The organism is Aeromonas sp. R7-4, from assembly GCF_040908055.1.
Lineage (GTDB): Bacteria > Pseudomonadota > Gammaproteobacteria > Enterobacterales > Aeromonadaceae > Aeromonas > Aeromonas sanarellii.
The window spans coordinates 1-18,838 of the sequence record NZ_JBFODA010000062.1 but is presented as its reverse complement, the minus strand read 5'-3'; the positions used below and the strand labels follow the sequence as shown (position 1 = coordinate 18,838).

At 62.7% G+C, this 18,838-nt stretch carries 17 protein-coding genes; 12 read left to right on the top strand and 5 right to left on the bottom strand.

What is annotated here, in order from left to right; translation table 11 throughout:
- Positions 1-119: 119 nt before the first annotated feature.
- From cydD to AB5Y72_RS16790, 4 genes are all read left to right on the top strand, one after another.
- Positions 120-1,901, top strand: a complete 1,782-nt coding sequence (gene cydD, locus AB5Y72_RS16805) for a cysteine/glutathione ABC transporter permease/ATP-binding protein CydD (protein WP_325781979.1) — start codon at positions 120-122, stop codon at positions 1,899-1,901.
- The gene (gene cydC / locus AB5Y72_RS16800) at positions 1,894-3,639 is read left to right on the top strand and encodes a cysteine/glutathione ABC transporter ATP-binding protein/permease CydC (RefSeq protein ID WP_368199274.1); all 1,746 of its coding nucleotides are present in this window, start codon (positions 1,894-1,896) and stop codon (positions 3,637-3,639) included. Before cydD ends, cydC begins: the two co-directional genes overlap by 8 nt.
- Positions 3,640-3,860: 221 nt before the next feature.
- A complete protein-coding gene (gene rcsF, locus AB5Y72_RS16795) occupies positions 3,861-4,232 on the top strand; it encodes an Rcs stress response system protein RcsF (protein ID WP_010673578.1) in 372 nt (123 codons plus the stop codon).
- Between the two features lie 5 nt (positions 4,233-4,237).
- Complete coding sequence (locus AB5Y72_RS16790; protein WP_368199273.1) at positions 4,238-4,624, top strand: DUF488 domain-containing protein; 387 nt, start codon at positions 4,238-4,240, stop codon at positions 4,622-4,624.
- A 46-nt stretch (positions 4,625-4,670) separates the two neighbouring features.
- Here AB5Y72_RS16790 and AB5Y72_RS16785 read toward each other — a convergent pair whose 3' ends face one another.
- Complete coding sequence (locus tag AB5Y72_RS16785; RefSeq protein WP_325781975.1) at positions 4,671-5,681, bottom strand: NAD-dependent epimerase/dehydratase family protein; 1,011 nt, start codon at positions 5,679-5,681, stop codon at positions 4,671-4,673.
- A gap of 232 nt (positions 5,682-5,913) precedes the next feature.
- On the opposite strand from AB5Y72_RS16785, the gene tsaA reads away from it, so the two are divergent.
- Positions 5,914-6,618, top strand: a complete 705-nt coding sequence (gene tsaA, locus AB5Y72_RS16780) for a tRNA (N6-threonylcarbamoyladenosine(37)-N6)-methyltransferase TrmO (RefSeq protein ID WP_325781974.1) — start codon at positions 5,914-5,916, stop codon at positions 6,616-6,618.
- A 54-nt stretch (positions 6,619-6,672) separates the two neighbouring features.
- Here tsaA and AB5Y72_RS16775 read toward each other — a convergent pair whose 3' ends face one another.
- The 3 genes from AB5Y72_RS16775 to AB5Y72_RS16765 are packed head-to-tail and all read right to left on the bottom strand — an operon-like array spanning position 6,673 to position 9,854.
- A complete protein-coding gene (locus tag AB5Y72_RS16775) occupies positions 6,673-7,794 on the bottom strand; it encodes a beta-ketoacyl-ACP synthase III (protein ID WP_325781973.1) in 1,122 nt (373 codons plus the stop codon).
- A 53-nt stretch (positions 7,795-7,847) separates the two neighbouring features.
- On the bottom strand, positions 7,848-9,011 hold the full coding sequence (locus tag AB5Y72_RS16770; protein ID WP_325781972.1) for a VWA domain-containing protein: 1,164 nt from the start codon (positions 9,009-9,011) through the stop codon (positions 7,848-7,850).
- The gene (locus AB5Y72_RS16765) at positions 9,012-9,854 is read right to left on the bottom strand and encodes a MoxR family ATPase (protein ID WP_325781971.1); all 843 of its coding nucleotides are present in this window, start codon (positions 9,852-9,854) and stop codon (positions 9,012-9,014) included.
- A 163-nt stretch (positions 9,855-10,017) separates the two neighbouring features.
- Here AB5Y72_RS16765 and cysK point away from each other — a divergent pair, with 163 nt between their 5' ends.
- From cysK to AB5Y72_RS16730, 7 genes are all read left to right on the top strand, one after another.
- Entirely contained in the window at positions 10,018-10,986 is a 969-nt protein-coding gene (cysK, locus tag AB5Y72_RS16760; RefSeq protein ID WP_042075052.1) for a cysteine synthase A, read from the top strand.
- Positions 10,987-11,429: 443 nt separating this feature from the next.
- The gene (locus AB5Y72_RS16755) at positions 11,430-11,687 is read left to right on the top strand and encodes an HPr family phosphocarrier protein (protein WP_005303128.1); all 258 of its coding nucleotides are present in this window, start codon (positions 11,430-11,432) and stop codon (positions 11,685-11,687) included.
- A 44-nt stretch (positions 11,688-11,731) separates the two neighbouring features.
- Positions 11,732-13,459 (top strand): phosphoenolpyruvate-protein phosphotransferase PtsI, encoded by a 1,728-nt coding sequence (gene ptsI, locus AB5Y72_RS16750; protein ID WP_042075053.1) that lies wholly within the window; start codon positions 11,732-11,734, stop codon positions 13,457-13,459.
- A gap of 43 nt (positions 13,460-13,502) precedes the next feature.
- Positions 13,503-14,012, top strand: coding sequence for a PTS glucose transporter subunit IIA (crr, locus tag AB5Y72_RS16745; protein WP_010673569.1), 510 nt, complete (start codon positions 13,503-13,505; stop codon positions 14,010-14,012).
- Between the two features lie 348 nt (positions 14,013-14,360).
- Positions 14,361-14,942: a TetR/AcrR family transcriptional regulator gene (locus AB5Y72_RS16740; RefSeq protein WP_216990717.1), complete on the top strand. Its 582-nt coding sequence runs from the start codon at positions 14,361-14,363 to the stop codon at positions 14,940-14,942.
- Between the two features lie 108 nt (positions 14,943-15,050).
- The gene (locus AB5Y72_RS16735) at positions 15,051-15,914 is read left to right on the top strand and encodes an NAD(P)-dependent oxidoreductase (RefSeq protein WP_325781970.1); all 864 of its coding nucleotides are present in this window, start codon (positions 15,051-15,053) and stop codon (positions 15,912-15,914) included.
- 15 nt (positions 15,915-15,929) lie between these two features.
- The gene (locus AB5Y72_RS16730) at positions 15,930-17,147 is read left to right on the top strand and encodes an MFS transporter (RefSeq protein ID WP_325781969.1); all 1,218 of its coding nucleotides are present in this window, start codon (positions 15,930-15,932) and stop codon (positions 17,145-17,147) included.
- Between the two features lie 168 nt (positions 17,148-17,315).
- Here the strand turns inward: AB5Y72_RS16730 and AB5Y72_RS16725 are convergent, their stop codons facing one another.
- On the bottom strand, positions 17,316-18,734 hold the full coding sequence (locus AB5Y72_RS16725) for an IS66-like element ISUnCu16 family transposase (RefSeq protein WP_201972752.1): 1,419 nt from the start codon (positions 18,732-18,734) through the stop codon (positions 17,316-17,318).
- Positions 18,735-18,838 lie beyond the last annotated feature (104 nt).

The window sequence follows — 18,838 nt, the reverse complement described above, 5'->3', positions numbered from 1 at the left end:
CCAACTATTGAGCATGAAGCTGCTTTTTCAAACAATGTGCTCCACACTCCCGGATCGGCAAGGTTGCCAAGCCGTGGGGGCGACGATAGTCTTGCGCCACTCGTTTGAGGAGGCGGTGAATGGACAAAAACAGGCAGAAACATCTCTATGGCTGGTTACGCAGGCAATCGGGTCATGGCCGGCGCTGGATCGGGTTTTCCATCGCCCTCGGACTGGGCCAGGGTGTGCTGATGGTGATGCAGGCCTGGCTGCTGGCGACCCTGCTCCACGGTTTCATCATCGAGGGCGCCACCCCGGAGCACTCCATTCCCCTCTTCGTCAGCCTGCTGCTGGTGACCCTGACCAAGGCCGCCCTGACCTATGGCCGCGAGGTGGCGAGCTTCAAGGCGGGCAGTGCGGTGCGCCAGGCCATCCGCCAGCTGGTGCTCACCCGCCTCGGCCGCCTCGGGCCTGCCTATATCCAGCGCCGCCCCGCCGGCAGCTGGGCCAGCCTGCTGCTGGAACAGATCGAAGAGATGCAAGACTTCTTCTCCCGCTATCTGCCCCAGATGGCCATAGCCGTCTTCATTCCCCTGGTGATCCTGGTGTCCGTGTTCCCGGTCAACTGGGCGGCGGGCCTGATCCTGCTCGGCACGGCGCCCCTCATCCCGCTCTTCATGATCCTGGTGGGGGTAGGCGCCGCCGATGCCAACCGCCGAAACTTCCAGTCGCTGGCACGGCTCTCCGGTCACTTCCTCGATCGCCTCAAGGGGCTGCGCACCCTGCAGCTCTTCATGCGCATCCGGGCGGAGGGGGAGGCCATTCGCGATGCGTCGGAAGATTTTCGTGAACGCACCATGGAGGTGCTGCGCCTCGCCTTCCTCAGCACCGCCGTGCTGGAGTTTTTCGCCGCCATCGCGGTGGCCCTGGTGGCCGTCTACTTCGGCTTCTCCTACATAGATCACCTCAACTTCGGCAGCTATGGCGTCAAGGTCACGCTCTTTACCGGCCTGTTCGTGCTCTTCCTCGCCCCCGAGTTCTACGCGCCGCTGCGGGAGCTGGGTGCCCACTACCACGCCAAGGCGCAGGCCATCGGCGCCGCCGAGCAGCTGCTGGAATTTCTGGAGGCCGAGGTCAGCGAGCCCGCCTCGGGGGCGGTACCCTTCCAGGCGGAGGGCCCCATCAGGGTCGAAGCCTGCTCCCTGGAGGTGCTGAGCGCCGAGGGCAAGGTGCTGGTCGGCCCCCTCGATTTCACCCTTGAAGCCGGCACCCGCACCGCCCTGGTCGGCATCAGTGGCGCGGGCAAGAGCTCCCTGGTCAATGCCCTGCTCGGCTTTGCCCCCTATCGCGGTTCGCTCAAGGTCAACGGCCAGGAGCTCGCCGAGCTGGACATGAGCCAGTGGCGCCAACGGCTCGGCTGGCTCTCCCAGAACCCGCAGCTGTTCCACGCCTCCTTGCGAGACAACCTGCTGCTGGCCAGACCTGCGGCCAGCGACGCCGAGCTGGAGGCGGTGCTGAGGCGCGCCCAGGCCTGGGAGTTTGTCAGCGAAAAAGGGCTGGACTATCGGGTCGGGGATCAGGCGGGCGGTCTCTCCGTCGGCCAGGCCCAGCGCATCGCCCTGGCCCGCACCCTGCTCAAGCACACCGAGCTGATGGTGCTGGACGAACCCACCGCCAGCCTGGATCGCCACTCCGAGCGCGCCATCATGGGCACGCTGGAGCAGGCGAGCGCGGGCCAGACCCTGCTGATGATCACCCACCGCCTAGATCAGCTCAGCCAGATGGACAACATCCTGGTGCTGGAGCGCGGCTTGCTGGTGGAGCAGGGCTCCTTTGCGCGGCTTTGCGAGGCCAGCGGCCCCTTCGCCCGCCTCCTGTCGCAACACAGGTCCCAAGATAACGGAGACTCTCTCGATGCGTGATCTGTTGCCATTCCTGCGTCTCTACCGCCAGCACTGGCTCAGCCTGTCGCTGGGCCTGCTGCTGGCCCTGGTCACCCTGGTGGCCGGCATGGGGCTGCTCTCCCTCTCGGGCTGGTTCCTCTCCGCCGCCGCGGTGGCCGGGCTGGCCGTAGCCACCCGCGACACCTTCAACTACATGACCCCGGCCGGCGGGGTGCGCTTCTTCTCCATAGTGCGCACCGCCAGCCGCTGGGGCGAACGGGTGGTGAGCCACGACGCCACCTTCCGGGTGCTGACCCGGCTGCGGGTCTGGTTCTGGGACAGGCTCTCCCCCCTCTCCCCCGGCTCCCTGGCCGGTTTTCGCCAGGCGGATCTGCTCAACCGCCTGGTGGCCGACATCGACGCCATGGATCACGTCTATCTGCGCCTCATCACCCCCATAGGGGCGGCGCTGCTGAGCTGTGCCGGACTGGTGTTCTTCCTCTCCTTCTTCGACAGCCGCCTGGCACTGACCCTGGGTGCCATCCTGCTCTTCGGCATGCTGGCCCTGCCCCTGGCCTTCTATTTCGCCGGGCGCGCGCCGGGCCGCCGGCTCATCGCCGAGAAATCCGCCATGCGCACCCGGTTGGTGGACTACCTGGACGGCCACACCGAGCTGCAGATGTTCGCCGCCGCTCCCAAGGCGCTCGCCGAGCTGCAGCAGGCGGAGCAGGCCCTGATCCAGGCTCAGGCTCGCATGGCCAGGGTCAGCGGTCTGGCCGGCTTCTCGGTGCAGTTGCTGAGCGGCTGGACCCTGACCCTGATGCTGTGGCTGGCCGGCCACGGGGTCGGCGGCAGCACGCCGGACCCCGTCACGGCGCTGATGGTGTTCGCCACTCTGGCGAGCTTCGAGGCGCTGCTGCCGCTGGCGGGGGCCTTCCAGCACCTCTCAACCAGCCTCACCTCGGCCCGCCGCCTCAACGAGATCCTGCAGGAGGCCAAGGCGCCAGCGTGGGGAGAGGGGCAGACGCCTGCCGGCGCGGGCGCCTTGCAGATACGGGATATCCACTTCACCTATCCGGAGCAGAACGCCCCCGTGCTGCAGGGCTGCACCCTGCAACTGCATGCCGGCGAGAGGCTGGCGCTGCTGGGGCAGACTGGCTGCGGCAAGTCCACCCTGATGGGGCTGCTGACCCGGGAGTGGACGGCGCAGTCCGGCGAGATCCTGCTCGATGGCAAGCCGCTCACCTGCTACAGCGAAGAGGCGCTGCGCGCCTCCTGCTCCGTGGTGAGCCAGCGGGTGCACCTGTTTGCCGATACCCTGCGCGGCAACCTCAGGCTGGCCGCGCCCGATGCCAGCGACGAGCGGCTGGCAGAGGTGCTCACCCAGGTGGGACTCGCCAGCCTGCTGGCCGATGACGAAGAGCACACCGAGACCGGCCTGGACGCCTGGCTCGGGGACGGCGGCCGTCCGCTCTCCGGCGGGGAGCGGCGCCGTATCGGCATCGCCCGCGCACTGCTGCACGACGCCCCGCTCTGGCTGCTGGACGAGCCGACCGAAGGCCTCGACAGCCAGACCGAGCGGGAGATCATGGATCTGCTGCTGACCCTGGGGGCCGACCGAACCCTGCTGCTCATCTCCCATCGGCTGCTGGGACTGGAGCGGATGGACAGGGTGGCCCTGATGGAAGAGGGACGGATCCGCCTCTGTGCCCCGCACCACGAACTGCTGGCTGACGACCACTACCGCAGTCTGCACCGGCGACTGGCCCCCGCCTGACCGCAAAAGCAGAGGGACACGCCCATGCGCCCCACTCACCAGGCGGAGCTGCTGGCTGACGATCACTGCCGCAGCCTGCACCGGCGGCTGGCTCCCGCCTGATCCGGGAAAGGGGCATCGCAGGACCCACCACAATCCATTGATATGGCTAAAAATGGGGCTGGTCGCCGTCGGCGACTGCCCCCTATAATGGCCCACTCGCCACCCAACAAGATGCCGATATGAAACGCCTGATCCTGATGATGCCCCTGATTGCCTCCGGTTGTGCCGACTTCGCCTTCAACAGCAACCTGGACAAGGAAAACTTCGACGAGTACTTCAAGCCGGGGAGCGTGCGGATCTACGAGCAGAGCGAGCTCGCGGACCTCAACTACCTCTACCTCGGCACCGTCGAGGGGGAATCCTGCCAGAGCGATGCCAACCAGGCGGTGCCCAATGCAGGCGAAGCCCGCACCCTGGCCCGCCGCCGCGTGGCGGACATGGGGGGCAACGGCGTCAGCTTCGACAAGTGCGCCGAGTTCAGCGACGTGCCGGGCTGCCTGAAACAGGTGATCTGCTACGGCCAGGCGCTGAAAGTGGCCGAAGAGAAGTAAGGGAGATGGCACTCGCCATCGTCCGCCTCGGCAGCCCGCGCCTCGAGGATGAGGGGCTGCGTATCGGCACCGTGCGCCGCCCCCCTCGCGGCGTCCCCAAGGCGGAATTCGCCAGCCAGGATTGGTACGATGTCTGGTTCCCCAACCTGGCCCCCAGCCCCGAGACCATGAAGCTCGGCCAGGGCGCCGATACGCCCGCCCAGTGGGCCGCCTTCTGCAAGCAGTACAAAGCCGAGATGGCGAGCCCGGCGGCAAAACACGATCTAGCCCCGCTGGCCGCCCTCTCCCACACAACCAACCTGTCGGTGGGCTGCTACTGCGAGCAGGAGGCACGCTGCCATCGCAGCGTGCTCAGGACGCTGCTGGCCGACTGCGGCGCGCTCCTGCGCTGAACGCCAGAGCCGACAACGACAGAGGGCACCCCGGGGTGCCCTCTTCTTATTCCTGCCGACACGCGCCGGATGAGCGCGTGGAGTCACACCGCTGCCACAGGGCCTGCTCCTCGGCGGTCGTCATGCCCGCCTGTGGCCCCCGGGGGTTGCTGGCGAGCCACTCCACCAGATCGGCCACCGTCTCCTCCAGGGGGCGGAAGTTCAGCCCGTGGACGATGGCGGCCTCGGCGCTGATGCGGCCATAGCCCGCATACTCTGGCTGCTCGTTCGGCAGCAGGGTGGGATAGCTCTGCCAGGGCTCGACCCCCGCCTTTATCAGGGCGGCCCAAGGCCGCCACTGGGGTTGCAGTGCCGTCGCCGGCACCAGCCGGGCGGCGAGGCGCTCCACCCAGTCCGCCAGGGGGATGCCTGGCTTGATCAGGTTGTAGCAGCCTTCCAGCCGCTGCTCGGCGGCCCGCAGCACGAACTCGGCGCAGTCGCGCACATCCAGGTATTGCAGCCTGTCCTGCCCCTCCCCCGGCAGCAGCCAGGGCCCCCCTTGCTGCACCCGCCTCACCCACCAGGCCAGGCGACCTGTGGGATCGAAGGGGCCGCACAGCACGCCGGGGCGCAGTATACAGAGCCGCTCCCCCCAGCGGGCCCGATACTCGGCCTCGCACAATACCTTGAGCGGACCGTAGCCGGTGGCTGACCCGTCGGGGGCCACTTCGTGCAGCGGCGTCGACTCGTCCATCCCGGGCCGGGCGAAGTCGCGATAGACGCTGATGGTGGAGATGAAAATGAGGCGCTCGCAGCGCCCCACCAGGGCGGTGGAGAGGCTGGCCGCCTGCTCGGGTCGGTAGCAGCAGGTGTCGATGGCCAGATCCCAGTGCAGCCCCTCGCCGCGCAGCGCGCCGAGATCGTTATCCCTGTCCCCTTGCAGTGACGCCAGCTCGCGCCAGTCCGGGTGCTGGCGGTGGCCGCGATTGAACAGTGTCACCTCGTGACCCCAGTCCAGGGCCAACGAGGTGAGGTGGCGGCCCAAAAATCCGGTGCCGCCGATAATCAGCAGTTTCATCCCTGTCTCTCCTTCACGGCGCGGCCCGCTGCCGATGCCACGCCCGTTTTGCTTGCCCGCCCAGCGTGCGCGCTTCCAGCGCCCACCCTACGCAAGTTGGCGGCGCGATACAGCCCTCGGGCGGCCGGGATGGGAGCGGGATCACGGCAGATGGAACCGGCAGCCCGCAGGGCACGCCTGCGTTTTGGGGCCTGCTGTGCTACATTGCCGGGGTTTTCAGTCAGGATCCGCCATGAAGTTCGAAATCGACACCCTGGGTATCATCCGCTCTCCCTACAAGGAGAAATTCGCCATCCCGCGCCAGCCCGGCCTGGTCAAATCGGCCCGCGCCCGCCTCGAGCTGCTGCCCCCCTACGATCAGCCGGACGCGCTGCGCGGCATCGAGCAGTTTTCCCACCTCTGGCTCAGCTTTGTGTTTCACCAGACCATGGCGCAGGGCTGGCACCCGACGGTGCGTCCGCCGCGCCTCGGCGGCAACGAACGGGTCGGGGTCTTCGCCACCCGCTCCACCTTCCGCCCCAACCCCCTCGGCCTCTCCGTGGTCGAGCTGCACGGGGTCGGCCGTGAGCGCGGCAAGCTGTGGCTCGAACTCGGCGCCGTGGACTTGCTCGATGGCACCCCCATCGTCGACATCAAGCCCTATGTCCCCTATGCCGACAGCCTGCCGGATGCCCGCGGCGGTTTCGCCCCCGATGCTCCCACCCCACCGCTGGCGGTGAGTTTCAGTGCACAAGCCGAGCAACAGCTCGCCCCCTGGCTCAGGCGCCACCCCGAGCTGCGCCAGCTGGTGAGCGAAGTGCTGGCCCAGGATCCCCGCCCCGCCTACAAGCAGGGCAAGCCGGACGACAAGGAGTACGGCGTCAGGCTGTTCGATGTGAACGTGCGTTTTCAGATAAAAGAACCGGAATGCCTGGTCTTGGCCATCGAACCCGTTTGAATAAGCCGTTGGGGCAACATGAAAAAGCCACCCCTTGGGTGGCTTTTTTGTGCGTCAGCGCCGTTGCAGCAGCAGGCTGCCGATGGAGTAGCCGGCGCCGAAGGAGCAGAGCACCCCGCGGGCCCCGCTCGGCAAGTCCTGGTTGAACAGGTGGAAGGCGATGACGGAGCCCGCCGAGCTGGTGTTGCCGTAGCGGTCGAGGATGACCGGCGCCTCCTGCTGGCTGGCATCGTGGCCCAGCAGCTTGCGCCCGATGAACTGGTTCATGGTGAGGTTGGCCTGATGGAGCCAGAGCCGGCTCAAGTCATCCGCCGCCCAGCCCTGCTCTTCGAGCTGGGCGGCAATCTGATCGCACACCAGGGGCAGCACCTCCTTGAACACCTTGCGCCCCTGCTGGCGGAACAGCTTGTCGTCCCCGTAGCGGGTGCGCGGGCTGAAGCGGTTCAGGAAGCCGAAGTTGTTGCGGATGTTGTTGGAGTACTGGGTCACCAGCTTGCTCGCCACCAGCTGCCAGGGGGCCGCGACCTTGCAATCTTCTGCCCGCTCCAGCAGCACGGCGGTGCAGGCGTCACCGAAGATAAAGTGGCTATCTCTATCTCTAAAGTTGAGGTGCCCCGAGCAGATCTCCGGGTTTACCACCAGCGCCAGCTTCGCCGTGCCCGCCGCCAGCATGTCCGCCGCCGTCTTGATGCCGAAGGTGGCGGAGGAGCAGGCCACGTTCATGTCGAACGCCATGCCGCCCGCCCCCAGGTAGTGTTGCAGCTCGATGGAGAGCGCCGGATAGGGGCGCGGCATGTTGGAAGCCGCCACTATCACCAGATCGATCTCCCCCGGCTCGCGGCCGGCGGCGATCAGCGCCTGCTCGGCGGCGGCGACCGCCATCTCCACCATGATGGAGGGCTGATCGTCGGGCCGCTCCGCCATGAGCGGCTGCATGATGTCGGGATCCAGCACTCCTTCGCGGCTCACCAGATAGCGACTCTTGATGCCGGAGGCCTTCTCGATGAACTCGCAGCTCGAATGCTGTTTGGCATCGAGCTGGCCCGCATCGATGGCGGAGGCGTTCTCTTCGTTGTAGAGATCCACGTACTGGTTGAAGGCGGCCACCAGCTCTTCGTTGCTGACGGCATGGGACGGGGTATAGAGGCCCGAGCCACTGATTACGATAGGGGTCATCTTTGCTCCTGGCCGGGTGCAATCCCGGCTTGTCTGTTTTTAGGGTCAGAGGGTCACAGCCGATCGATCGCACCGGCGAGACCAGCCAGCGTCAGCGGGTGCATGCGCCCGCCAACCAATTCATTCATCAACTTGATGGAGGGGTGCCAGAGCCACTCCTGCCTGGGCAGAGGGTTGATCCACACCATCCTGGGGAAGTGGTGCTGCAAACGCTCGAGCCACACCTGCCCCGGCTCCTCGTTCCAGTACTCCACGCTGCCCCCAGGCCAGGTGATCTCATAGGGGCCCATCTTGGCGTCCCCCACAAAAATCACCCTGTAGTCGCTGCCGTAGGTGCGCAGCAGCCGCAGGGTATCGAAACGCTCCTCGAAACGGCGGGCGTTGTCCTGCCAGACGAAGTCGTAGAGACAGTTGTGGAAGTAGAAGAACACTAGGTGTTTGAACTCGTGGCGCAGGGCCGAGAAGAGCCGCTGCACCTCGGCCACGTGGGCATCCATGGAGCCTCCCACGTCGAAGAACACCAACAGCTTGACGCCGTTGTGGCGCTCTGGCCTCAGCTTCACATCGAGCCAGCCCTGGCGGGCCGAGCTTTGGATGGTGTCGTCAAGATCCAGCTCCGAGGGGCTGCCCTTGCGAACCCAGCGCCTGAGCTTGCGCAGAGCGAGCTGGATGGCGCGCTGGCCGAGGACGCTCTCGTCACTGAAGTTGCGATAGTGGCGCGCCTCCCACACCTTGGTCGCCCTGCCATGCCGGACCTCTCCCCCCATCCGGATCCCCTCGGGGTGATAACCGCCATGGCCGAAGGGACTGCTGCCCCCGGTGCCCACCCACTTGTTGCCGCCGGCGTGACGTTCCTTTTGCTCGCGCAGGCGCTGGTTGAGGGTCTCCAGCAGCTTGTCGAGACCGCCCAGAGATCTGAGCAAGGCTTTCTCTTCCTCACTCAATAGCCGCTCGAACTCCTGGCGCAGCCAGTCATCCGGCAGCGTCTCCGGCAGCAGTGGGATGGCCTCCAGCCCCTCGTAATACTCGGCGAAGGCGCGATCGAAGCGATCGAGGTGAGCCTCGTCCTTCACCAGCAGGCAGCGGGACAAGCGGTAGAAGTCGTCCATGTCCACGCTGGCGAGTCCGGCCGCCAGGGCCCCATGGAGATCCAGCAACTCGCGCAGGCTGCAGGGCAGCTTGTGACGACGCAGATGGGTGAAGAAGTCGATCAGCATTCAGCCGCCGCGCCGCGCCAAGAAGGCCAGCTTCTCAAAGAGATGCAAGTCCTGCTCCGTCTTGAGCAGGGCGCCATAGAGGGCGGGCACCAGCTTGCCCGGCTCCCGGCTGCGCAGCGCCTCGGGGGCTATGTCATCGGCCAGCAGCAGGCGGATCCAGTCCAAGAGCTCTGAGGTGGAGGGTTTCTTACGCAGCCCCTCCACGTTACGCAGCTCGAAGAAGAGATCCATCGCCTCAGCGAGCAGGCTCTCCTTGAGATCCGGATAGTGCAGCTGGACGATGGCCTGCATCTCGGCCTTGTCGGGGAAGCGGATGTAGTGGAAGAAGCAGCGGCGCAGGAAGGCGTCCGGCAGCTCTTTCTCGTTGTTGGAGGTGATGAGGACAACGGGGCGCTGGCGCGCCCTGACCCGCTCGCCGGTCTCGTAGACGTCGAACTCCATCCGATCCAGCTCCAGCAGCAGATCGTTGGGAAACTCGATGTCCGCCTTGTCGATCTCGTCGATGAGGAGCACGGGTCGCCGCTCGGCGGCGAAGGCCTGCCACAGCTTGCCCCGGCGAATGTAGTGGTGGATCTCCCCCACCCGGGGATCCCCGAGCTGGGAGTCCCGCAGCCGGGCCACCGCATCATATTCATAGAGCCCCTGCTGGGCCTTGGTGGTGGACTTGATGTGCCAGCTGATGAGGTTGGCACCGAGCGACTCGGCGACCGCCTCAGCCAGCACCGTCTTGCCGGTGCCCGGCTCACCTTTGATCAGCAGCGGCTTCTCCAGCACTATGGCGGCATTGACGGCCATACTCAGTGACTTTGATGCGAGATAGCGATCGCTTCCTGCAAATCCCATGGCGTCCGTTCCCTTGGTAGCACAAGGCCCGCCCTGGGCCTCGGTAATAAAGAATAAGTTCTATATGTTGTAATAACATATTGTTATAACGATTCGTCACTTCTCATTCAGAAACCACAGGGTAATCTTGTTTCATCGCCTTAACAAACACAGGGATAGCACCATGAGCAAAATTTTTGAGGACAACAGCCAGACCATAGGCAACACCCCGCTGGTTCGTCTCAACCGTGTTACCAAGGGCCGCGTGCTGGCCAAGATCGAGAGCCGCAACCCGAGCTTCAGCGTCAAGTGCCGGATCGGTGCCAATCTCATCTGGGATGCCGAGAAACGCGGCTTGCTGACCAAGGGCAAGGAGATCATCGAGCCTACCAGCGGCAACACGGGCATTGCCCTGGCTTTCGTGGCTGCGGCCCGTGGCTATCCCATCACATTGACCATGCCGGCCACCATGAGCCTGGAGCGTCGCAAGCTGCTCAAGGCCCTGGGTGCCAACCTGGTGCTGACCGAGGGACCGCTCGGCATGAAAGGCGCCATCGCCAAGGCCAACGAGATCCTGGAATCCGAACCGGGCAAGTACGTGCTGCTGCAGCAGTTCGAGAACCCGGCGAACCCGGAAATCCACGAGCAGACCACGGGCCCCGAGATCTGGGACGCCACCGACGGTGAAGTGGACGTGTTCGTGGCGGGCGTCGGCACCGGCGGCACCATCACGGGTGTCTCCCGCTACATCAAGCAGACCAAGGGCAAGGCCATCGTCTCTGTGGCGGTCGAGCCCAGCGAATCCCCCGTCATCAGCCAGAAGCTGGCCGGTGAAGAGATCAAACCGGGTCCGCACAAGATCCAGGGCATCGGTGCCGGCTTCATTCCGGGCAACCTGGACCTGAGCCTGCTGGACCGCGTCGAGCAGGTGAGCAGCGACGAAGCCATCGAGATGGCTCGCCGCCTGATGGAAGAGGAAGGGATCCTGGCCGGGATCAGCTCTGGCGCCGCCGTGGTCGCCGCCAACCGTCTGGCCGAGCTGCCGGAGTTCGAGGGCAAGACCATAGTCGTCATCCTGCCGAGCGCCGCCGAGCGTTACCTCTCCAGCGCCCTCTTCGCCGGCGTGTTCAGCGAGCAAGAGCTGCAACAGTAGTTGATCGGCTTACATCAAAACGACGGCGCTCCTCGGAGCGCCGTTTTCATTATGCGCTAAACTCAGTAGCCATCAGTGTCAGTCGGCCCCTTATTTTTTGGGGTAAAATAACAAACTCGGACATGACAAAAAAAGCAGACATTCTGTGATAAATCTCATATCCTGTGCGGCGTCACGAGGTGTTTACCGGCCAGGTATCACAAGGTAACAAAGTGTTATTTTTCGTTATAAAATAATTTCAGACCAGTCCTGACGCGGCTTGTAGCGCGATAACGAAAAAAGACCTGGCCACAACGCCGAATACTGCACAGAAAATTGACCTGGATTAAACCATTGCAGGTCTGATTTCGTTACTTTACAACATATCCATACTGACACGGTGAGACAGGAAGCCTCATTAGCGACCATCTCTCCACACAATATCAATAATATGGGGTGAAACCATGTACGAGAAGTCTGTTGTTATTACTGCTGAAAACGGCCTGCACACCCGTCCTGCAGCTCAGTTCGTGAAAGAAGCCAAAGAATTCCAAAGCGAGATCACTGTGGTCTCCGGTGGCAAGTCCGCCAGCGCCAAGAGCCTGTTCAAGCTGCAGACCCTGGGTCTGACCAAGGGCACCAACGTGACCATCCAGGCCGACGGCCCGGACGCTCAGAAAGCCGTTGAGAAGCTGGTTGCCCTGATGGACGAGCTGGAGTAATCCAGCTTTACTCCTCCCCCACAGTCGTTTTAATAGGAAGGATTATGATATCTGGCATTCTTGCGTCCCCCGGTATCGCATTCGGCAAGGCGCTTCTTCTGAAAGAAGATGAAATCGTTATCAATCAGGGCAAGATCCCTGCCGAACAGATTGATGCCGAGATCAACCGCTTCCTCGAAGCCCGCACCAAGTCAGCCGCACAGCTGGAAGCCATCAAAGAGATGGCCGGTCGCACCTTCGGTGAAGAAAAAGAGGCCATCTTCGAAGGCCACATCATGCTGCTCGAAGATGAAGAGCTGGAAGGGGATATCAGATCCTTCATCAAAGACAACAAGGCATCCGCCGACAGAGCCATCTTCGAGGTGATCGAACAGTACGCCAAGATGATGGCCGAGCTGGACGACCCTTATCTGCGCGAGCGTGCCACCGACTTCCGTGACATCGGTACCCGTCTGGTCAAGAACGTACTGGGCATCGCCGTCGTCAACCTGAGCACCATAGACGAAGAGGTCATCCTGGTCGCCAAAGACCTGACCCCATCCGAAACCGCTCAAATCAACCTGAAATACGTGCTGGGCTTCGTCACCGACATCGGTGGCCGTACCTCCCACACCTCCATCATGGCCCGCTCCCTGGAGCTGCCGGCCGTCGTGGGCACCAACGACATCACCGAGCGCGTCAAGAACGGCGACATGCTGGTGCTGGATGCGATCAACAACCAGGTCATCATCAATCCGACCGCAGAACAGCTGGCCGAGGCCAAGAAGTTCCAGGCCCAGTTCCAGGCCGAGAAGGATGAGCTGGCCAAGCTCAAAGACCTGCCTGCCATCACCCTGGACGGCCATCAGGTCGAAGTGTGCGCCAACATCGGGACCGTCAAGGATACCGAGGGTGCCATCCGCAACGGCGCCGAGGGCGTGGGTCTGTACCGTACCGAGTTCCTCTTCATGGACCGTGACGCGCTGCCGACCGAAGACGAGCAGTTCAAGGCCTACAAAGAAGTGGCAGAGGCCATGCCGGACCAGCCGATCATCGTCCGCACCATGGACATCGGCGGCGACAAAGAACTGCCCTACATGAATTTCCCGAAGGAGATGAACCCCTTCCTGGGCTGGCGTGCCGTGCGGATCTTCTTCGATCGTGCCGACATCATGAACGCCCAGCTGCGGGCCATCCTGCGCGCCTCCGCCTTTGGCAAGCTGCGCATCATGTTCCCGATGATCATCTCCGTCGAAGAGTTCCGCAGCCTCAAGGCCACCGTGGAGACGCTGAAAGCCGAACTGCGTGCCGAAGGCAAAGCCTTTGATGAATCCATCGAAGTGGGTATCATGATCGAGACCCCGGCCGCGGCCGTCATGGCTCATCATCTTGCCAAGGAAGTGGATTTCTTCAGTATCGGTACCAACGACCTGACCCAGTACACCCTGGCCGTCGACCGTGGTAACGAGATGATTTCCGCCATGTACAACCCGCTGTCACCCTCCGTCCTGACCCTGATCAAGATGGTGATCGACGCTTCCCATGACAATGGCAAGTGGACCGGTATGTGCGGTGAACTGGCTGGTGACGAACGTGCCACCCTGCTGCTGCTGGGTATGGGTCTGGATGAGTTCTCCATGAGCGCCATCTCTGTACCGCGTATCAAGAAGCTTATCCGCAACACCAACTTCGAAGATGTGAAGGCAATGGCAGACCAGGCCCTGAGCTATGCGACCGCCGCCGAAATCGAAGCCTGTGTAGATAACTTTATTAAGCAGAAGGCAGTCTGCTAAGATCGGCTGCAAACAGCGACAATCATCTCTAGGAGCTTTTACTATGGGTCTGTTTGATAAACTGAAGAAACTGGTTTCCGACGACAGTTCTGACACCGGCGGCATCGAAATCTTTGCTCCCCTGTCTGGCGAAATCGTGCCCATCGAAGATGTACCCGACGTCGTCTTCGCCGAGAAGATCGTCGGCGACGGCATCGCCATCAAGCCGGCTGGCAACAAGATGGTGGCTCCGTGCGACGGCACCATCGGCAAGATCTTCGAGACCAACCACGCGTTCTCTCTGGAATCCGACTCTGGTATCGAGCTGTTCGTTCACTTCGGTATCGACACCGTCGAGCTGAAGGGCGAAGGCTTCACCCGTATCGCTCAGGAAGGTCAACAGGTCAAGCGCGGTGACACCATCATCGAGTTCGATCTGGCCGTGCTGGAAGCCAAAGCAAAATCCACCCTGACGCCAGTGGTCATCTCCAACATGGACGAGATCAAAGAGCTGGTGAAGATGACTGGCGCCGTGACCGTGGGCGAGACCCCGGTAATCCGCATCAAGAAGTAAGTCAGGCTTACGCCGACCAACAGCCCAGCAGGCCTCGCCTGCTGGGCTTTTTTGTTTGTCGTCGCACATAGCCCATCACAGGCTTGTGAAGGGTCATCGGCGAGCCTCCACCACTGCGCTATCACCTCCTTCATAGGTCCACTCACGCGCGCCAGTCCCACTGTGCCTCATTCGTCCCATGCCTCCTTGGCACCCTATGCAAACTGTTGCAGGCAAGCTGCACGCCCAGGTGCGGGGTCGAGCCCCCTTTCACCATACCGCCCGACGATAGGCGCCACGATAGTTCTTGACGCTTGTCAGGCCAGATCGTAGATTTACAGGAACGACCATTCCAGATAGGTGAATGCCATGCGCACCAAGACGTTCGAACCCGACGAGATTGCCGATGCCGCCATGGAGGTCTTCTGGCGACGTGGCTATGCGGCGACCTCGGTTCAGGATCTTGTCGAAGGCACGGGTCTGTCCCGCAGCAGTCTCTACAGCACCTTTGAGAGCAAGCAAGGGTTGTATCAGCAAGCGCTGATCCGCTATCAGGCCGTCACCGCATCCAATGTCGCGCTGCTGGACAGTTCTGGTGATGCCAAGGATCTGATCCGACAGTTGCTGATGCGCATCCTGGAGGACGAACTGGGTGACCGACAACGACGAGGTTGCCTGGTGGCCAATGCCTCCTTGGAACTCGCAGGCCAGGATGAAGCCATCGCCAGGCTGGTGGCACACAACTTTCAGCGCTTGCAAAAGGCATTGGAAAGACTGATCCGGCGAGGGCAACAATCGGGCGACATCCCCCCCGGAAAGAGCCCGCGGGCGCTGGCCTGGTTCTTCGTCAATACCATTCAGGGCCTGCGTGTGCTGGGCAAGGGCAGCCCCTCAGAGCAGCGACGCCAGTGCCTGCTTGACGTGATCGACACGGCTCTGGATACGCTGTAGGTCCTTTATCCACCGGCATCCTGGCAGACGTGGGCCTGGGGGCCGGATATTGATTTAACTAAAACTGGAATGATCGTTCCAGTTAAATTCATCATCAGAGGAGTCCCCATGAACGCACATCGACATGTCACCTTGGCCATACTCGGTACCGGTCTGATCGGTGCACCGATCGCACGACATTTTCACAGGCGGGGGTTTAAGGTTCATGCCTGGAATCGCACCGCCCCCAAGGCCCAGGCACTGGCCTCTGACGGTATCCTGGTGTTTGACACCCCTGCAGATGCCGTGCGTGACGCCGACCTCATAGTGACAGTCCTCAAGGATGGTCCCAGCGTTGAGCAGGTCATGCTGAGCGCCGCTCCGGCTTTGAAAAAGGGGGCCATCTGGTTGCAGTTGAGCACTGTCGGCATAGAGGGCATTGACACCCTGGTGGCACTGGCCGCACAGCAAGGGCTGGTGTTCTACGATGCCCCGGTGCAGGGCACTCGGCAACCGGCTGAACTGGCCCAGCTCATCGTTCTGGCATCAGGTCCAGTCGCACAGCGAGCAGCCGCCCAGGCAGCCTTCGACGCCATTGGCAAACGGACCCTGTGGGTGTCGGAACAAGCAGGCGCCAGCAGCCGTCTCAAGCTTGCCCTGAACCACTGGGCCTTTTCCCTCACTCACGGTCTGGCCGAGAGCATGGCCCTGGCCAAGGGGATGGGCGTCAATCCCGCTCTGCTCATGGATGTGGTCACGGGAGGACCGATGGACAGCGGCTATTTTCAGGCCAAGGCCGCCGCCATCCTGGCTGACAACTACTCGGCAAGCTTCACGATCGCCAATGCAGTGAAAGATGCCCGTCTGATCATCGAGGCCGCTGAGCACGCAGGTGTGCGACTCGATACGGCAAAGGCCGGCCTCTGGCGTTTTGAGCGGGCGCTGGAGGCCGGGCACGGCGACAAAGACATGGCCGCGTCCTATCTCGCCTGAGGTGATGAGTACCATATGAAGAGCGAATATCGTGAGAGTCCGACACCCAAGGCGATTGCGGACGCAGAGGGTCTGCCAATCGGGAAACTGCTGGCATTCACCACGGCGGGCTTCCTCGCCATCATGACAGAGACCATGCCTGCCGGGCTGTTGCCGCAGATCGGCCAGGGGTTGGGCGTATCCGGCTCCATCGCGGGTCAGCTGGTGACGCTCTACGCACTGGGTTCCGTCCTGGCGGCCATTCCGATTGTGGCCGCCACTCGCAACTGGAACCGCAAACCGCTATTCCTGCTGACGCTCGGCGGACTGCTGGTGTTCAACACCCTCACCGCCTTGTCCAGTCACTACGGCCTGACCCTGGGGGCACGCTTTGTCGCTGGCATGGCGGCAGGGGTAGTGTGGGGCTTGCTGGCCGGGTATGCGAGACGCATGGTGCCGGCGCACCTGCAGGGTCGTGCCCTGGCTGTCGTCGGTGTCGGCCAGCCCATCGCCCTGGCCATTGGTGTGCCATTAGGAACCTGGTTGGGCACCTGGTCTGACTGGCGCGGCGTCTTCTGGATCATGTCGGCGCTGTCATTACTGCTGTTTCTCTGGGTATGGCTGTCGGTACCGGGCTTTGCGGGCCAGTCGGCCAGGCAGCGAGTCCCCATCCGACACATCTTCCGGATGCCAGGCATTCGCCCGGTCCTGCTGGCTCTGTTCGTCTGGATACTGGCGCACAACATTCTCTATACCTACATAGCCCCCTTCCTCGCATCGGTTGGCCTGGGGGAATGGGTCGATGCCATGCTGCTGCTGTTTGGCGTCGCGTCCATCGTGGGGATCTGGCTCACCGGCCTGCTGGTGGATCGCTTGCTGCGCACACTGACGCTGCTGAGCCTGGCCGTATTCACCACAGCCGCGTTGATGCTTGGCTTCTCCTGTTCATCGCCATGGGCCGTGCTGCTAGGCATCACGCTGTGGGGGCTGACCTTTGGCGGTGCGCCGACCCTGTTGCAGACCGCGCTCTCGGATAGGGCGGGCGACGAGGCCGACGTAGCCCAATCCATGCTGGTGACCATGTTCAATCTCGCCGTGGCGGGAGGGGGGGTACTGGGTGGCATGCTGCTGGAACACCTGGGCGCTGCATCCTTCTCTTGGACGATGGCGGCATTGGCGCTGCTGGGCCTGTCCATCGTCTGGTCATCCCGCCAGCATGGCTTCAGGCCGGGCCACCGTGCCGCCCTGCCCTGACTGGCTCGGCCCATGATAGCGGCAACGACGGGCTGTGGGCATTGGCCGCACTCAGGGGAGTGGTTGTGCTCATCGCCAGCCCCGCTCATGGACGCTCAGGCGTTGCGAGCCATCACACACTTCTTCCACACATTTTCTTACTGGACCATGACATGACGACGTAACCGTTCACCGGGAGGATGTTGACAACAACTCTTCCGGGAGCGGGTAGTCTGTTTTCTCTATGCAGGCACCGACCACGGCCCTCAGCCATTCCTGCGGACAGCGACCTAACCGCTTGGCTGTCTCTATCAAAGACAAGATGCGCTGCCGAAACAGCTCTCCCCGATGTGACCAAACGCCATAGCTCCCCTTGCGCCACAGCACATACCCGCGTAGCGCCCGTTCCGCCTCATTATTGGTCAAGGCTATCTCGTCGTTTTCCAGAAAACGCCACAGCATTTCATCATCCTTGAGCAGTAGCCGACAGCGACCTCGGTAGCGCTTGCTGCACAGCAAACTGCCTCGCCCCAGCTCTTTTCGCCAGCTTTGCCGACATCGCTCAAGCCTTCGCTGATATTGTTTCTGGCTCAACACGCCTTGTTCATAGCCATGTCGAACCCTGAATACGCTATTTGCGAGAAGCACCAGTCGGGCCCCAATGGGCTGATTGACCTTTTCGCCGCTGTCGGCAATCGCTGCCACATTGCGCAGTACATGGGCCCAGCACAGCTGACGCTGGCTGCTGTCGATGAAACGGTATCCTGCGTACTGGTCTGTCACCAACACGCCATCCAATTCTGAGCCCAGCAGCCGTTTGGCCGCATCCTGACCCCGGCCAAACGCCGTCATGAAACAGACGGCCACCTTGCTCAGTGCCAGCCACATCCAGCGCCGCTCACCACCACGCTGATGCCGTGTTTCATCGGCATGGATACAGGAGGCTGATTGCACTTGTTGTTTGATGGCCTGGTGCGTCGGGGTCAACATGGCACTGACTCGCCCTTGCGCCTCGCTGATGGCGCCGCGACTGAAGCTCAGGCCGAAGTGCTGTTTAAGCTGTTGTTGTATCTGGCTAATGCTCTGGTGAAACAGACCACTTTGCAGGGCGATGTAGCTCAGCAGGTTGGTCCCCATCTGGCTGCTGCTCACCGTCTCGGGCAACGGAGCCGGGCTGGTCTCGATGCAATGACAACAGGTGCCGCTAAAGAGCTGATGTTCGGTCACCCTGTAGCTGACCTCGGGCAGGTCAAAGACCTGATGGACGCGGTAGGGTTTGTCATGAAATACCACATTGCCCCCACAGCAGGCGCACTGTCTGGCAGGGTAATGGGGTATTACCGTCAGCCGTTCATCCGCTGGATGACGCTCACGCCGAGCGCCTTTGTGGCCCGGTTGGGCGCCGCGTTTTTTACCTGAGGCAAGGCGCGGCCGAGCAGGTGGTGGTGAGCCTGGCCCATCACTGGAAGGAGGCTTGGAGGAATTGCCGCTGTGCTGGTTGAGTCGGTCTTCTAGCTCGGCGATGCGCGCCATCAGCTTCTGAATAAGTTCATTAGCCTGCTCAAGGGTCAGCGGCGAAGCGGCCGGTGGGGTCATGGATGTGCTCATGCCCCTGATGGTGCCAAGCTGACAGGATCACGCAAGAGGCAATAGTGGATCACCGGACGATCGTCTCATTTTTTACCTGTCAACTGGTCTGGGTGAACCGTTAC

What these genes read in the sequence shown, in the direction of transcription:
- AB5Y72_RS16775 (WP_325781973.1), bottom strand. Translation starts at nt 7,794, where the DNA reads ATGACCCCTATCGTAATCAGTGGCTCGGGCCTCTATACCCCGTCCCAT.
- AB5Y72_RS16770 (WP_325781972.1), bottom strand. Translation starts at nt 9,011, where the DNA reads ATGCTGATCGACTTCTTCACCCATCTGCGTCGTCACAAGCTGCCCTGC.
- cysK (WP_042075052.1), top strand. Translation starts at nt 10,018, where the DNA reads ATGAGCAAAATTTTTGAGGACAACAGCCAGACCATAGGCAACACCCCG.
- tsaA (WP_325781974.1), top strand. Translation starts at nt 5,914, where the DNA reads ATGAAGTTCGAAATCGACACCCTGGGTATCATCCGCTCTCCCTACAAG.
- cydD (WP_325781979.1), top strand. Translation starts at nt 120, where the DNA reads ATGGACAAAAACAGGCAGAAACATCTCTATGGCTGGTTACGCAGGCAA.
- cydC (WP_368199274.1), top strand. Translation starts at nt 1,894, where the DNA reads ATGCGTGATCTGTTGCCATTCCTGCGTCTCTACCGCCAGCACTGGCTC.
- rcsF (WP_010673578.1), top strand. Translation starts at nt 3,861, where the DNA reads ATGAAACGCCTGATCCTGATGATGCCCCTGATTGCCTCCGGTTGTGCC.
- AB5Y72_RS16785 (WP_325781975.1), bottom strand. Translation starts at nt 5,681, where the DNA reads ATGAAACTGCTGATTATCGGCGGCACCGGATTTTTGGGCCGCCACCTC.
- AB5Y72_RS16755 (WP_005303128.1), top strand. Translation starts at nt 11,430, where the DNA reads ATGTACGAGAAGTCTGTTGTTATTACTGCTGAAAACGGCCTGCACACC.
- AB5Y72_RS16735 (WP_325781970.1), top strand. Translation starts at nt 15,051, where the DNA reads ATGAACGCACATCGACATGTCACCTTGGCCATACTCGGTACCGGTCTG.
- AB5Y72_RS16740 (WP_216990717.1), top strand. Translation starts at nt 14,361, where the DNA reads ATGCGCACCAAGACGTTCGAACCCGACGAGATTGCCGATGCCGCCATG.
- AB5Y72_RS16790 (WP_368199273.1), top strand. Translation starts at nt 4,238, where the DNA reads ATGGCACTCGCCATCGTCCGCCTCGGCAGCCCGCGCCTCGAGGATGAG.
- AB5Y72_RS16765 (WP_325781971.1), bottom strand. Translation starts at nt 9,854, where the DNA reads ATGGGATTTGCAGGAAGCGATCGCTATCTCGCATCAAAGTCACTGAGT.
- AB5Y72_RS16730 (WP_325781969.1), top strand. Translation starts at nt 15,930, where the DNA reads ATGAAGAGCGAATATCGTGAGAGTCCGACACCCAAGGCGATTGCGGAC.
- crr (WP_010673569.1), top strand. Translation starts at nt 13,503, where the DNA reads ATGGGTCTGTTTGATAAACTGAAGAAACTGGTTTCCGACGACAGTTCT.
- AB5Y72_RS16725 (WP_201972752.1), bottom strand. Translation starts at nt 18,734, where the DNA reads ATGAGCACATCCATGACCCCACCGGCCGCTTCGCCGCTGACCCTTGAG.
- ptsI (WP_042075053.1), top strand. Translation starts at nt 11,732, where the DNA reads ATGATATCTGGCATTCTTGCGTCCCCCGGTATCGCATTCGGCAAGGCG.